The sequence below is a fragment of the Streptococcus sp. HMSC072G04 genome (assembly GCF_001813295.1).
Taxonomy (GTDB): domain Bacteria; phylum Bacillota; class Bacilli; order Lactobacillales; family Streptococcaceae; genus Streptococcus.
The window spans coordinates 77,593-91,548 of sequence record NZ_KV812034.1; the positions used below are offsets into that span (position 1 = coordinate 77,593).

The following is a 13,956-nucleotide window of genomic DNA, read 5'->3' on the forward strand; positions in this document are numbered from 1 at the left end:
CGTTTACATCAAGGTTTCATACTGTATTAGATGACAAAGACTTTCAAAAGTGGTAGAATGAAGACGTATGAGAATCTATCTCAAAAAAATATGAAGGAGACGTTTAGACTCATGAATTTGACTAAACAACACAAAAAAGTTATCCTTGTCGGTGACGGTGCCGTAGGTTCATCTTATGCATTTGCACTTGTCAACCAAGGAATTGCACAAGAGCTTGGAATTATCGAAATTCCTCAATTGCACGAAAAAGCTGTTGGAGATGCGCTTGACCTTAGCCACGCCCTTGCCTTCACTTCACCTAAGAAGATCTATGCGGCTGAGTACGCTGACTGTGCAGACGCTGACCTTGTTGTAATTACTGCAGGTGCTCCTCAAAAACCAGGTGAAACTCGCCTTGACCTTGTTGGTAAAAACCTTGCGATCAACAAATCAATCGTTACAGAAGTTGTGAAATCTGGATTTAACGGTATCTTCCTTGTAGCTGCTAACCCAGTTGACGTATTGACATACTCTACATGGAAATTCTCTGGATTCCCTAAAGAACGTGTTATCGGATCAGGTACTTCTCTTGACTCAGCTCGTTTCCGTCAAGCATTGGCTGAAAAATTGGATGTGGATGCTCGTTCAGTACACGCCTACATCATGGGTGAACACGGTGACTCAGAATTCGCTGTATGGTCACACGCTAACATCGCTGGTGTAAACCTTGAAGAATTCCTTAAAGACACTCAAAACGTTCAAGAATCTGAATTGATTGAATTGTTCGAAGGTGTTCGTGACGCGGCTTACACCATCATCAACAAAAAAGGTGCTACATACTACGGTATCGCTGTTGCCCTTGCTCGTATCACTAAAGCAATCCTTGATGATGAAAATGCAGTACTTCCACTTTCTGTATTCCAAGAAGGTCAATATGGTGTTAGCAACGTCTTTATCGGTCAACCTGCCATCGTAGGTGCACACGGTATTGTTCGTCCAGTGAACATCCCATTGAACGATGCGGAACAACAAAAAATGAAAGCTTCTGCTGATGAATTGCAAGCAATCATTGATGAAGCATGGAAAAACCCTGAATTCCAAGAAGCTTCTAAAAACTAAGAAAAAAACATCTCCTTATTAAAAAGGGGATGTTTTTTAGCTGCTTTATTTGGATTTGTCAGCAAGGATTTCAAGCAAATAAGGCACAACGAGATTGCTCTCTATGTCTTTCAAAGAAGAAATCCATTTAAAGTCTGTATGCTCTTCTGGATCTAATATAAAATCACGCTCTTCCAAAATCTCGCCAGCATAAACTAGGCGTGTAAAGACAGTATCTTTGCTGGCATCAAATTGACTATCTTCGTGGATAATCTTATTAATCCGAAGCTTTTGATTAACCTCCTCCATAGCCTCACGTAGAGCAGCCTCTCTGGGCAATTCATTCTCTTCTACACTTCCACCTGGAATATCCCAATAAGATGGATAGACATTAGGGAGACCTCGCTTTATTTTCGAGCGTTTGATAAGCAGATACTTCCCGTCTTTCTCAATCAAGGTATGGGCGATTAATTTTACTGTCATTGCATGTTCCTCCAAGAAAGAGCAAAAAAGACTCCGAGGAGCCTCGTTATGAATCATCCACCCTGAGGGAATCGAACCCCCATCTCAAGAACCGGAATCTTACGTGATATCCATTACACTAAGGGTGGCAACTGTTATAGTATATCAAATTCTCGAGAATTTTACAAGTAAAAAAAGCTTACCGAGAGGTAAGCTTTTTGAATATTACAATTCGATATCGCCAAACAAGTCAGCCATTGAGAATCCAGTTTGAGTTTCTGGAAGATCAAAGTCGCGTTTTTCTTGTTTTGGACGACGTGGGCGAGATTGACGTTTTTCTTGTTTTTCGCCTTCTTCTTGAGCTGGACGTTCTTCAAGGGCTTTGATAGAAAGTGATACACGTTCATCTGCAGCATTTACTTCAAGAACTTTAACAGTTACTTCTTGTCCAACTTTAAGAACATCTTTTGGATTTTCAACACGTTTGTGTGAAATTTGTGAGATGTGTACAAGTCCGTCGATACCTGGCAATACTTCAACGAATGCACCGAAGTCAGTCAAACGTTTAACAGTTCCTTCGATAACATCACCAGCAGCCAATTTTTGTTCTACGCCATCCCAAGGTCCAGGTGTTGTAGCTTTCAATGAAAGTGATACACGACCTTCTTCTTCGTTCAAGTCAAGAACTTTCACTTGGATTACTTCACCAACAGTTACTACTGATTTAGGTGATACGTTGCGTTCGTGTGACAATTCTGTCAAGTGAACCAATCCATCAACACCACCAAGGTCGATGAAAGCACCGAAGCTTGTGATACGTGCAACTTTACCAGTTACGATATCACCAACGTTCAATTTACCAAATACTTCTGCGCGTGCTGCAGCTGATTCAGCTTCAACAACTTCACGACGAGAAAGGATGAAGCGGTTTTCTTTCGGATCTACTTCTTTGATTTTAGCATCAAATTCTTGACCTACGAAACGTTCAGTGTTACGTACAAAACGAGTATCAAGCATTGAAGCTGGAATAAATCCACGAAGTCCTTCAAATTCTACTGAAAGTCCGCCCTTAACAGCGCGAGTTCCTTTAACAGTAACAACTTCTTCTTCACGTCCGACCAATTTGTCCCATGCTTTGCGAGCTTCCAAACGTTTTTTAGATACAAGGTAAGTTACTGTATCAGTATCTTTCCCAACTACTTGACGAAGAACAAGCAATTCAAGTGTTTCACCTGGTTTTACCAAGTCGTTGATGTCCGCATCACGATCGTTTGTCAATTCGCGAAGAGTCAAGACACCTTCGACACCAGTTCCAGAGATTGCAACGTTAGCTTGGTTCGCGTCAACTGTCAATACTTCAGCAGTAACAACGTCACCTGGTTCAACTTGGCTAACACTGTTTAGCAAATCTTCAAATTCATTCATCTAAAAAATCCTCCAACAATCAAGTTTTCTAAAACTTGACATACTTATAATTATTTTTCCTAAGCAAGCACTCGCAATGAGATCAACTACAATCTTTAACGACTCATCCTATAAAGAAATAAAATACCTGGATAGATATTTTATCACTTATCTGATATTACCTAAGAACTGGGGTAGCTGGATTCGAACCAACGCATGAGGGAGTCAAAGTCCCTTGCCTTACCGCTTGGCTATACCCCATGAATGAAATGGAGAGAGAGGGATTCGAACCCCCGAACCCGAAGGAGCGGATTTACAGTCCGCCGCGTTTAGCCTCTTCGCTATCTCTCCATATAAATCAACAGGATCTATTATACCATTGATTTACTATGATTGCAAGCCCTTATTTATTCAAATTATAATTTTCTATCAAAATTTCAACGGCTTTTTCAAGTTTTTTGTAAAGAGAATCCACATTTCCATTTTTGATAATGGCAAATTGACCAGCCATATCTGCAATTTCACCAATCGTTTTCTTTCCAATGGACAAAGTGAAACCATCAAAAGTGTCTTTTCCGACGGTTACTTTACTATCAACGATTTGAATCTCAATTTTCTTATCTTTTTTACTCATTTCAACCCTCTTTTCACTTTTTCTATTTTACAAAAATTCTCTTGATGACGCAAGAGAAAAGGGAGTGGGCAGAAAGAATTTAGTTAGAAATTCCTTCTTTCTCCCACCCCCGAAAAGGTCATTCGGCACTCTTCTATTCCTAAAAGCGAATGAAGAGAAACTTTAGCTACTACGTCCTTCGTTAAGACTCGTTCTCGTTGAAGCCTGGACACTTTTATCTCAGATGCTTTCGGTTTAATCGACTTTGACAATCCATCCTTCTGGTGCTTCGACATCACCAAATTGGATACCAGTCAACTCGTCATAGAGCTTCCGTGTGACAGGACCTACTTCTGTTTCAGAATAGAAGACATGGAAGTCATCACCGTGTTGAACGCCTCCGATCGGAGAGATGACAGCTGCGGTACCACAAGCTCCTGCTTCTACAAAGCGATCCAAGTCATTGATAAAGACATCCCCTTCAATTGGTGTCATACCAAGACGGTGTTCTGCCAAGTAAAGCAAAGAGTACTTGGTGATCGATGGCAAAATAGAAGGACTCAATGGCGTCACAAATTCGTTATTAGCAGTGATACCAAAGAAGTTTGCAGAACCAACTTCTTCAATCTTGGTGTGCGTCGCTGGATCAAGGTAAATCACGTCAGAGAAGTTACGATCATGCGCAATCTTACCTGGCAACATACTAGCTGCGTAGTTCCCACCAACTTTTGCAGCCCCAGTACCATTTGGTGCAGCACGGTCATACTCATCTTGAATCAAGAAGTTCGTTGGAACCAAACCACCTTTAAAATAGTTACCGACAGGCATGGCAAAGATGGTAAAGATATACTCATCTGCTGGATGCACACCAATAATATCACCAACCCCAATCAAAAGTGGACGAAGGTAAAGGGTAGCTCCAGTACCATATGGTGGAACATACTCTTCATTGGCTTTCACCACTGCCTTACAAGCATCCACAAACATGTCAACAGGTACTTGAGGCATCAGCAAACGATCTGCTGTGCGTTGCAAACGTTTAGCGTTTTGATCTGGACGGAACAATTGGACGCTTCCATCTTTTGTACGGTAGGCTTTCAACCCTTCAAAAGCTTGCTGACCGTAATGCAAACTTGGAGAAGATTCGGACAAATGCAAAGTCGCATCTTCTGTCAATTCCCCTTTTTCCCAAGCTCCATTGCGATAATGTGCCAAATAGCGATAAGGTAATTTCATATATGAAAAGCCAAGGTTTTCCCAATCAAGTGATACTGTCATGATAGTGCTCCTTTTAATTCTTTCTATTCCTTGTCGATCTGATGTAGGTCGATTCAGTTTCTCAATCTATGTACACTATTGTACACCATTTCATGAGAATTTCAAGCGAAATTTTCAATTTTCAGAAAATTTATTTTCAAAGAAAGTCAGTCCTAGAATGGACCGACGCTTTCTTTTATTTGATAGTAGCTGAAAAAACTTCTTGATCCGAAATGGTATCGTTGACAAAGGATCCATTGCTTGTTCTTTCAGAAATACTTAATTGTGTCAAATCAACTTCTGTCACCTGACCTGTTGTAGAAGTGATCTGAAGAATTTGATCTTGTTCTACCACTTCTTCTTGACTCGTAAAGAGATCAAAATCTCCCTGGTCAGTGAAGACTGGACCTGCCTTGAAGACACGGTGTGGTTTATTTTTCAACTCACGCAAGACCTGTAGTCCCCGTTTAGCCCGACTGGTCACAGGAATATCGTCTTGTAACATCCGTTTGAGACTGCCTCGCTGGGTCAGAATGTACATGCTTGGAGTCGTCGACTTAAAGGCGGCAGCAACTTGATCTCCGTCTTTGAGGTTAATGGCTTTGACCCCTGCTGCTTTGGCTCCTACGACAGGGACCTCTTCAATATTGAAACGCAAGCCATACCCATTTTTAGTAATGATCATGATGTCTTCAAGGACAACTGGTGCAACTGCTACGATACGGTCGTCTTGGTCTTTTAGCTTAGCATACTTAGTCGATTTAGAACGATAAGTCCGCCATGGGCTTAATTCCTTGCGTTCAAAGCGCTTGATTTGTCCTTGTTGAGTTGCCGCAAAGTAGGTTACTCCCTCAAACTGATCCACAATCTCCGCAAAGAGAATTTCTTCCTCTTGCTCGAAATTGGTCAAGGTCTGACTGAGGTGCTCTCCGATATCCTTCCACTTGGTATCTGTCAATTCGTGGATTGGTCGATAAATGGCATTCCCCAAGTTGGTAAAGAGTAAAAGATGCTGAGTGGTCTTAGCAGGCTCTACAAAAATCAACTCGTCATCGTCTCGCTTACCGACTTCTTCCAGTGTTGAGGCATTGAAAGAACGAGGCGAGGTCCGTTTGATATATCCAGCACGGGTTACGCTGACGAAGGTTTCCTCTTCAACAATGAGACTGGCTGTATCAATCTCGATCGTTTTAGCAGTGTCTTGCAACTCACTGCGACGCGGATTACCAAAGAGCTTCTTGACTTCACGCAACTCTTTCTTCATAAGATTAAACATGGTCCGTTCATCCCCAATGATGGCTGCCAAGGTTGCGATTTGCTCCTTGAGACTGGCATGCTCTTCTTCCAAGGTCACGATATCGGTATTGGTCAAACGATACAATTGCAAAGTGACAATAGCTTCTGCTTGTTCTTCCGTGAAATCGTAGCTGACCTTGAGGTTTTCTTTAGCATCTGCCTTATTATCAGAAGCACGGATCAAGGCAATCACTTCATCAAGGATTGAAATGACGCGAATCAAGCCTTCTACGATATGGAGACGCCGTTCGGCCTTTTCCTTATCAAAGCGCGAGCGAGCGACAATGATATCCCGACGGTGAGCAATGTAGCTAGAGAGAATCGGTACAATCCCCACTTGACGAGGGGTATAATTGTCAATCGCCACCATATTGAAGTTGTAGTTGACCTGCAAATCTGTGTACTTAAACAAGTAGTTCAAGATCAAGTCTGCATTGGCATCTTTTTTGAGCTCAATGGCAATACGAAGACCATCTCGGTCAGACTCATCCCGAACCTCAGCGATACCTGCAACCTTGTTGTTGACACGAACATCATCGATCTTCTTGACCAAGACAGCCTTGTTGATCTCATAAGGGATCTCGGTAACAACGATTTGCTGCTTACCACCTTTGAGCTGCTCGATCTCGGTTTTAGAGCGGACAACCACCCGACCCTTACCAGTTTCATAGGCTTTCTTAATCTCATCCCGGCCTTGGATAATGGCACCCGTTGGGAAATCAGGTCCAGGTAAAAACTCCATGAGCTTGTCTACCTTGGCAGATGGATGGTCGATCATGTAGACCACGGCATCGATGACTTCAGCAAGGTTGTGTGGCGGAATATCTGTCGCGTAACCAGCTGAAATCCCTGTAGCTCCATTGACCAAGAGGTTTGGAAAGGCTGCCGGCAAAACAGTTGGCTCTTTTTCTGTATCGTCAAAGTTCCAGGCAAATGGTACTGTGTTCTTTTCGATATCTTGCAAAAGATAACCCGCAATTTCAGACAAGCGTGCTTCGGTATAACGCATGGCTGCCGGTGGATCACCGTCCATGGAACCATTGTTTCCGTGCATTTCGACTAGAATCTCACGATTTTTCCAGTCCTGAGACATGCGGACCATGGCATCATAGATAGAACTGTCCCCGTGAGGGTGGAAATTCCCCATGATATTTCCGACAGACTTGGCAGACTTGCGGTAGCCTTTGTCATGGGTATTGCCATCCTTATTCATAGAATAAAGGATCCGCCGTTGTACAGGTTTCAAGCCATCCCGAATATCAGGAAGAGCCCGCTCTTGAATAATGTATTTGGAGTAGCGACCAAAGCGCTCTCCCATGATGTCCTCTAGGGACATATTTTGAATATTAGACATAAGATACAAAGCCCGTAAAATACAAAGTGAAAATAAGAAATTTATCTTTTTCACACAGCACTCAGGGCGTGTTCAACTCCTTTCAAAGAATGTTGAGTAGTCTTTTATATATAGAGGAATTCAGTTACACCAAGTAACCAAAGGATCCTTTTTTTAGTTTAAAATAGATTCATTAATGATTTGAAAGTTTCTCTTTAGCATAAGAAGTCATTTTCTCTGCTAGTTCCTTATCGTAAGCAAATCCCATCTTTTGGGCCAGAAATTGAGCTTCTCGATCGAATCCCTTCATGGTAGAAAATAAAGACTGAGTGATTTTATCGAAACTAGATAAATCAAGTAAAGCTGAGAACTCCTTCTCTTGCTCAGCTGGAAGGTACTGGAAGAGGTACTTGTAGTTCTTTCCGATGTCAACTACTCCCTTATCGCTTGTCACCTGCCAAGCTAAGACCTTGAGAAGTTCTTGCTGACAAATGACATAGAGATGGTCGGTCGCATAGATCAGCTGATTTCTTCGAATAGCCTTTACCACATAAGCCGATACCCACCAAAATTCATTGCAGGATGCTGCAAATTTCTCTTCAGTAGGCGGAGCGGTCCAATAGCGCTTCGGACTAGGAATGTAAGAGTCAAACAAACCTTTGTCATCTTTTAAGACTTTGAAACCAGCCTCGCTATCCACCCACTCTTGGATAGACTCCTTGGGGCAGAGGGTTAAATCAATACGATTCCCATCTTCAAAGAGCATGAGATACAGACGACGGTGTCCAAGGACATTGTGCTGTTCAATCAGACGCATTCCAAACTGGTCTAGCCAAGATAAATCAGATAACAAGTCGTTCAGATTCTCAACAATATAGACCACATCGTAATCTTGAAACTCATCTTTTGGTGCTTTTGGATTTGTCTGTGAACCGGACATGGCGACAGCCTCTACTTGGAGAGTTTTTGCTGTGTGTAAAATTAGATTCAACATTTCGGGGTCAGTTCTCATGTTAATACCTGTTTCTCATTTGATATTCCTGTATATTAGCATACTATTTCTCAAGATAAAATAGTTAATTAATTATAAAAGATTTAGCTATTCTTCTCTCAAAGTTTTTAATTTCGACAAAATTCTAGATTCATCCATGCTTAAAATAACAAATAAAGTCGAAGTATAGATGTCATCGTACCATTGTTCCAGTTCATCATCAGTCAAATCAAGATGATATTGATTTGAATTATTGTGTCTTAAACCAAAATTATTATACATTTCAAAAAGTTTTTCAAACGCGATAACCTTTTGATTGTTGACTTTCAAAATATCTTTTAATTCTTCAGAATTATTTAGTTCTCTCCTAAACGGTTCAAGGTAGTTCGCTAAAGCAATAAGTATTTCTTTCTTACGCTGAATATTTCCCTTATTTGAAAAATGATTATATTCTAAGACCTTTATCGCCTCCTCAATACTAGTTTCAGATACAATCTGAGAAGCTTCTGAGGCATATACATTCTTCTCAACAATGATTTTGTTACCATTATCCAATGTAATCAATTCATGATTTGATAATTCTAAAAACCTTTTAATATTATCAAATATAATTTGAATAAACTCACTCTCTTTCTTTGTAAATTTTTCTGCAAGATTACAAAAAATATCAACTAAGAACTCAGAGAAAACAAATAGTTGTTCAGTTGTATTATGGATATTCGATCCAACAAATTTTATCATTTGTGAATAATTGGTAAAGGTTGAACGATTAGGATAATCTAAGAAATTATCAGAAATCGCACTATTTAAACTTGTTTCATAATGGATACTCTTGAAATTTCTCTCCATTTCCAGTAAATCCATCAAATTTTTTAACTCTCTCTGTGGATCAAATTCCATACGGTTCAAAATATCAAAATAATTCTGTCTCGCCATAATATTTCCTATACTATCCTTAAAACACTGTCGCTTCTTCCAACGTAAACTTGACATTGTCTTCAATCCATTGACGACGTGGTGCAGCCTTATCTCCCATGAGGACGGAGACACGGCGTTCTGCACGCGCTAGATCATCAATGGTGACACGGATCAAGGTACGAGTTTCTGGATTCATGGTGGTTTCCCAAAGCTGATCCGCATTCATTTCCCCCAACCCTTTGTAACGTTGAAGGGTTGCTCCACGGCCAAAGGTCCGACGCAACTCTTCTAATTCGCTATCTGTCCAAGCATAGGCTACTTCTTCTTTCTTGCCTTTGCCTTTCGACATCTTATAAAGAGGAGGAAGTGCAATGTAGACATGACCTGCTTCTACCAAAGGGCGCATATAGCGATAAAAGAAGGTTAAGAGGAGGGTTTGAATGTGGGCACCATCCGTATCAGCGTCGGTCATGATAATGATCTTATCGTAGTTGGCGTCTTCCACAGAAAAATCTGCCCCAACTCCAGCACCGATGGTGTAGATCATGGTGTTGATTTCCTCGTTTTTGAGGATATCACTCATATTGGCCTTCTCAGTATTAAGCACCTTCCCACGAAGTGGAAGAATCGCTTGGAACTTCCGGTCCCGTCCTTGTTTGGCAGAACCGCCGGCTGAGTCTCCTTCGACTAGATAGAGTTCGTTTTTCTTAGGATTTTTAGACTGGGCAGGTGTCAATTTACCAGACAAAAGTCCCTTGTCCTTTTTGCTCTTCTTGCCATTTCGACTTTCATCCCGCGCTTTTCGAGCGGCTTCACGCGCATCCCGGGCTTTAATAGCCTTACGAATCAGATTAGAAGCCAACTCCCCATTTTCCATGAGGAAGAAGGTCAATTTATCAGAAACAATGCTATCGACAACTGGACGAGCCAAGGGACTTCCTAATTTGTCTTTGGTTTGTCCTTCAAACTGCAAATGGGCTTCTGGAACTAAGATCGAAAGAACAGCAGACAAACCTTCGCGGTAGTCTGATCCTTCCAGATTCTTGTCTTTTTCTTTGAGAAGTCCTGTCTTTCTTGCATAGTCGTTCATAGCCTTGGTAATAGCTGTCTTCAGACCCGTCTCATGGGTTCCCCCATCTTTGGTGCGGACATTATTAACGAAGGACAAGATATTATCTGAGTAGCCATCATTGTATTGCATGGCCACTTCTACCTGAAAACCATCAGATTCGCCACTAAAGTAGAGAACCGGTGTCAAAGTTTCCTTGTCTTCGTTCAAGTACTCTACGAAATCTTGGACACCATTTTCATAATGAAAGGCCACATAGTTGTCTTCTTCCTTACGGAGATCGGTCAGCGTCAGCGTCACGTCCTTCAGCAAGAAGGCTGATTCTTTGATTCGCTCAGCAATGGTATTAAATTTGAAATCCGTCGTTGAAAAGATGGTTGGATCCGGCATGAAGGTGACCTTGGTCCCTGTCTTTGACTTGGGAGCAGAGCCGATCTTTTCGAGAGTTGTAACTGGTTTTCCCCCATCTTCAAAACGTTGCTTGTAGACAGCTCCATCACGCGTAATTTCTACCTCTAGCCAGCTAGAAAGGGCATTGACAACAGAAGATCCCACTCCGTGAAGACCTCCAGATGTCTTATAGCCTCCTTGACCAAACTTCCCTCCGGCGTGGAGGACCGTAAAGATCACCTCAACGGTTGGTTTACCCATAGCATGCATCCCGGTCGGCATTCCACGTCCCTGGTCTTCTACCGATAGAGAGCCATCTTTATTAATCGTGACATCGATTTGTGAGCCAAAGCCAGACAAGGCTTCATCGACCGCATTATCCACGATCTCCCAGACCATGTGATGCAAGCCATTTCCGTCGGTCGATCCGATATACATCCCTGGACGTTTACGGACCGCATCCAACCCTTCTAGTACCTGAATGGCATCGTCATTATAATTATTAATATTGATTTCCTTTTTTGCCACAAGGAACCTCCTGTTTGTTCATCTTTTCTATATTACAGTTTTTTAGGAAATTTTGCAAAATTTTTTCTCTCTATATGGAGATTTCTACATCCCAGTACAAAATGTTGGCTGGACACTTTCTTCAGATGTCACACTTGAACTCCAAAAATTGCTTTTTCTATCGATGGCTTTTTGATATAATGAGAGTATGATAAAAGAAATAAGTGTTTTAATTTTAGCCTATCTGTTAGGCTCCATTCCTTCGGGATTATGGATTGGGAAAATCTTTTTCCATATTAATTTACGGGAACATGGCTCGGGCAATACTGGAACGACCAATACCTTTCGAATTTTAGGGAAGAAAGCTGGGATCATCGTCTTTGTGATTGATTTCTTGAAAGGAACTTTGGCAGTTCTCCTTCCGACTTTCTTTGGAATTCAGGGGATCTCGCCGATGGTCTTTGGTCTCTTAGCTGTTTTTGGGCACACTTTCCCAATTTTTGCTGGATTTAAGGGTGGAAAAGCGGTGGCGACGAGTGCTGGTGTCTTACTTGGTTTCTCGCCTATCCTGCTGCTCATTTTAGCTGTTTATTTTGTAGCCAGCCTGTATTTAACCAGCATGATTTCGTTTTCGAGTGTTACTGTTGCGCTACTCGCCATTCTATCGGTCCTCCTTCTCCCTTTGACTGGATGGATCTTGCACAAATATGATCCACTTTTTACAATCATTGTCTTGGCCTTAGCGACCTTGATTATTCTTCGTCACAAGGACAATATCCAACGGATCAAAGAGAAAAAAGAAAATCTCATCCCTTGGGGAAAGAACATCACCCATCAACAACCAAAAAACTAGAGCGCATACTCTAGTTTTTTTGATTGGATCCCCCTTATACTTTTGAACAGATCTTCATTATAAGGCATCGACTAAGTCCATCAGTATTTCCATAGGTGTTTTTTTCCTACGACCATTAACCGTTTCGATCATGTGATAAACTTTTAAACGATTGTCATTGCTAAATACAAACTCAAAGCGGAATTCGCGTCCGTTGGGTGCCACTGTATCAAATTTCGTTTTATATTTATCATGAACGGGGCTAACTGGAAACTTATTGAAGAGCAAGCGTCGTTTCTCCCCTGCTTCTTTCAAACAGTTTTCTAGCTCCTGACAATAGTTATAAAACAGCTGATAGAGGTCTTCTTCTGAAATTCTTCTTCTCCTAACTAATGATGTAAAATCCGAAAAATTTCTGCGCGGGATTTCAATGCTAAATGAGAATCCCTCTTGGTTGATTCTTTCTAAAAATGCATCTCTTGAAATCATAGAACTACTCTTTCTTTTATCAATTTGTAGTGAACCCTTATTGTTTCTATACACAGTCAATCCATTATGTAATCAAGCAGATCCATCAAGGTTAGTTTCTTACGACCATTGACGGTCTCAAATAAATTATAAACTCTTAGTTCTTGGTTCTTTTTAAAAGCAAACTCAAAGCGAAACTCCCGGCCATTGCATGCCACTATATAAAATCCGGTCTGATACTTCCTCTTATCCGCTACTACTTTCATTTGCCGGTCATCTACCTCTCTACAAAGTAAAAGAAAGATCTGATAGAGTTGCTCCTCAGAGAGCCTTTTTCTCCAAACCAATGACTTGAAGTTATTGTACTGCCACCATGGTATTTGGATGTTGAAAGAAAAACCTTCCTGATTGGCTTTATCGATAAATGCTTTTCTGGAGACCATACCACTTCCCCTTCTATTGGAACAAAGTTTAACTCTATTATACCATCTTTTATCCTTTCACAAAAAAAGCATCCCAAGTGGAATGCTTTTTCTGTTTCTTAATAGTATTCCCCTTGGCGGTAGTTCCAAGAGTTGAAATGATCAGATAAGTGCATCATGATCTTATCGATATCCAATCCTTTACGAATCACAACTGGACAAGTATTGACAGAACGGCTACCTGCTCCTTGTTCTGGGATCAATTTTCCTTCTGCATCCACCATTGAGACCATCACGCCTTGTTCATAGCGGGTTTCAATGGTCTTGTCTGGTTGGATAGAAGCTACATAATCATCGGCTTCGATGACCAAGTCCACGGCACCTTCGATACGCTCACCGATTCCTTCGACCTTCCCGCGGTTTCCTTTACCAGAAGGGTTGGCTGAAGAAGCGTAAACCATCTTGCCTTCTTTTTCCCACATTTCTTTGGCGATTTGCTCACCAGCTTTACCAAATTTAATGACAAAGCATGAAGTTCCACGAACGTCTGTCATGAGTTCTTCGCGTCCATCTCCGAAAGCTTGCAATTTTGCATAAGCATCTTCGCGCCAAGGAAGGATACAACCAAGCAAGATATCTTCATCCCAATGTTTTTGGTAGAAGGCCTCGATTTCAGGATTCAATTGCGCAAGGGCACGTAGTTCATCCATGCTTCCGCAAAGAACCACACCTGGTTTGTTGCGGTTACGTTCTTTGGCTTCGAATTTACGTTCCAAGCCAGCCTTGTCACTGGTCATGATGATGTAGCCAACTTTAGTAGGGCAGACGATACAGCCCCCTTCTCCTTTCAAAATATCAAATCCTTCTTGTGAAAGTTGTCCGTCCCATTGAATGTGTTTTGTCATAAGTCTCTTTCC

Annotated in this window: 13 protein-coding genes and 3 tRNA genes; 2 read left to right on the forward strand and 14 right to left on the reverse strand. The window is 41.5% G+C overall.

Annotation, left to right across the window (positions count from 1 at the left end):
* Positions 1-111 precede the first annotated feature (111 nt).
* Complete coding sequence (locus HMPREF2904_RS07160; RefSeq protein WP_070661413.1) at positions 112-1,098, forward strand: L-lactate dehydrogenase; 987 nt, start codon at positions 112-114, stop codon at positions 1,096-1,098.
* 45 nt (positions 1,099-1,143) lie between these two features.
* Here the strand turns inward: HMPREF2904_RS07160 and HMPREF2904_RS07165 are convergent, their stop codons facing one another.
* From HMPREF2904_RS07165 to parE, 11 genes are all read right to left on the reverse strand, one after another.
* Complete coding sequence (locus HMPREF2904_RS07165; protein WP_021153136.1) at positions 1,144-1,560, reverse strand: NUDIX hydrolase; 417 nt, start codon at positions 1,558-1,560, stop codon at positions 1,144-1,146.
* Positions 1,561-1,616: 56 nt separating this feature from the next.
* Positions 1,617-1,688 (reverse strand) — tRNA-Arg (locus tag HMPREF2904_RS07170).
* A gap of 76 nt (positions 1,689-1,764) precedes the next feature.
* Positions 1,765-2,964 carry a 30S ribosomal protein S1 gene (gene rpsA, locus HMPREF2904_RS07175; RefSeq protein ID WP_070661416.1) on the reverse strand — a complete coding sequence of 400 codons (1,200 nt, stop codon included), beginning with the start codon at positions 2,962-2,964 and terminating at the stop codon, positions 1,765-1,767.
* A 168-nt stretch (positions 2,965-3,132) separates the two neighbouring features.
* Positions 3,133-3,204, reverse strand: a tRNA-Gln gene (locus HMPREF2904_RS07180).
* Between the two features lie 9 nt (positions 3,205-3,213).
* Positions 3,214-3,294, reverse strand: a tRNA-Tyr gene (locus HMPREF2904_RS07185).
* Between the two features lie 52 nt (positions 3,295-3,346).
* Positions 3,347-3,577 (reverse strand): DUF2969 domain-containing protein, encoded by a 231-nt coding sequence (locus HMPREF2904_RS07190; RefSeq protein ID WP_003003589.1) that lies wholly within the window; start codon positions 3,575-3,577, stop codon positions 3,347-3,349.
* A gap of 234 nt (positions 3,578-3,811) precedes the next feature.
* On the reverse strand, positions 3,812-4,834 hold the full coding sequence (locus HMPREF2904_RS07195) for a branched-chain amino acid aminotransferase (protein WP_070661419.1): 1,023 nt from the start codon (positions 4,832-4,834) through the stop codon (positions 3,812-3,814).
* Positions 4,835-5,009: 175 nt separating this feature from the next.
* Positions 5,010-7,463 (reverse strand): DNA topoisomerase IV subunit A, encoded by a 2,454-nt coding sequence (gene parC / locus HMPREF2904_RS07200; RefSeq protein WP_070661483.1) that lies wholly within the window; start codon positions 7,461-7,463, stop codon positions 5,010-5,012.
* Between the two features lie 172 nt (positions 7,464-7,635).
* Complete coding sequence (locus tag HMPREF2904_RS07205; protein WP_070661421.1) at positions 7,636-8,454, reverse strand: aminoglycoside 6-adenylyltransferase; 819 nt, start codon at positions 8,452-8,454, stop codon at positions 7,636-7,638.
* Between the two features lie 87 nt (positions 8,455-8,541).
* Positions 8,542-9,369: a tryptophan--tRNA ligase gene (locus HMPREF2904_RS07210; RefSeq protein ID WP_070661424.1), complete on the reverse strand. Its 828-nt coding sequence runs from the start codon at positions 9,367-9,369 to the stop codon at positions 8,542-8,544.
* 19 nt (positions 9,370-9,388) lie between these two features.
* Positions 9,389-11,338 (reverse strand): DNA topoisomerase IV subunit B, encoded by a 1,950-nt coding sequence (gene parE / locus HMPREF2904_RS07215; RefSeq protein ID WP_070661427.1) that lies wholly within the window; start codon positions 11,336-11,338, stop codon positions 9,389-9,391.
* 187 nt (positions 11,339-11,525) lie between these two features.
* Between parE and plsY the strand changes: the two genes are divergently transcribed.
* Complete coding sequence (plsY, locus tag HMPREF2904_RS07220; protein WP_070661430.1) at positions 11,526-12,170, forward strand: glycerol-3-phosphate 1-O-acyltransferase PlsY; 645 nt, start codon at positions 11,526-11,528, stop codon at positions 12,168-12,170.
* 57 nt (positions 12,171-12,227) lie between these two features.
* Here plsY and HMPREF2904_RS07225 read toward each other — a convergent pair whose 3' ends face one another.
* The 3 genes from HMPREF2904_RS07225 to HMPREF2904_RS07235 all read right to left on the reverse strand — a co-directional run bounded on the left by HMPREF2904_RS07225 (position 12,228) and on the right by HMPREF2904_RS07235 (position 13,944).
* Complete coding sequence (locus HMPREF2904_RS07225) at positions 12,228-12,638, reverse strand: hypothetical protein (RefSeq protein ID WP_070661433.1); 411 nt, start codon at positions 12,636-12,638, stop codon at positions 12,228-12,230.
* A 56-nt stretch (positions 12,639-12,694) separates the two neighbouring features.
* Positions 12,695-13,060 (reverse strand): hypothetical protein, encoded by a 366-nt coding sequence (locus tag HMPREF2904_RS07230; RefSeq protein WP_070661435.1) that lies wholly within the window; start codon positions 13,058-13,060, stop codon positions 12,695-12,697.
* A gap of 98 nt (positions 13,061-13,158) precedes the next feature.
* Entirely contained in the window at positions 13,159-13,944 is a 786-nt protein-coding gene (locus HMPREF2904_RS07235) for an L-threonylcarbamoyladenylate synthase (protein ID WP_003003291.1), read from the reverse strand.
* Positions 13,945-13,956: the final 12 nt, after the last annotated feature.

What these genes read in the sequence shown, in the direction of transcription:
- HMPREF2904_RS07225 (WP_070661433.1), bottom strand. Translation starts at nt 12,638, where the DNA reads ATGATTTCAAGAGATGCATTTTTAGAAAGAATCAACCAAGAGGGATTC.
- HMPREF2904_RS07160 (WP_070661413.1), top strand. Translation starts at nt 112, where the DNA reads ATGAATTTGACTAAACAACACAAAAAAGTTATCCTTGTCGGTGACGGT.
- HMPREF2904_RS07165 (WP_021153136.1), bottom strand. Translation starts at nt 1,560, where the DNA reads ATGACAGTAAAATTAATCGCCCATACCTTGATTGAGAAAGACGGGAAG.
- HMPREF2904_RS07210 (WP_070661424.1), bottom strand. Translation starts at nt 9,369, where the DNA reads ATGGCGAGACAGAATTATTTTGATATTTTGAACCGTATGGAATTTGAT.
- HMPREF2904_RS07190 (WP_003003589.1), bottom strand. Translation starts at nt 3,577, where the DNA reads ATGAGTAAAAAAGATAAGAAAATTGAGATTCAAATCGTTGATAGTAAA.
- plsY (WP_070661430.1), top strand. Translation starts at nt 11,526, where the DNA reads ATGATAAAAGAAATAAGTGTTTTAATTTTAGCCTATCTGTTAGGCTCC.
- parC (WP_070661483.1), bottom strand. Translation starts at nt 7,463, where the DNA reads ATGTCTAATATTCAAAATATGTCCCTAGAGGACATCATGGGAGAGCGC.
- HMPREF2904_RS07235 (WP_003003291.1), bottom strand. Translation starts at nt 13,944, where the DNA reads ATGACAAAACACATTCAATGGGACGGACAACTTTCACAAGAAGGATTT.
- HMPREF2904_RS07205 (WP_070661421.1), bottom strand. Translation starts at nt 8,454, where the DNA reads ATGAGAACTGACCCCGAAATGTTGAATCTAATTTTACACACAGCAAAA.
- HMPREF2904_RS07195 (WP_070661419.1), bottom strand. Translation starts at nt 4,834, where the DNA reads ATGACAGTATCACTTGATTGGGAAAACCTTGGCTTTTCATATATGAAA.
- rpsA (WP_070661416.1), bottom strand. Translation starts at nt 2,964, where the DNA reads ATGAATGAATTTGAAGATTTGCTAAACAGTGTTAGCCAAGTTGAACCA.
- HMPREF2904_RS07230 (WP_070661435.1), bottom strand. Translation starts at nt 13,060, where the DNA reads ATGGTCTCCAGAAAAGCATTTATCGATAAAGCCAATCAGGAAGGTTTT.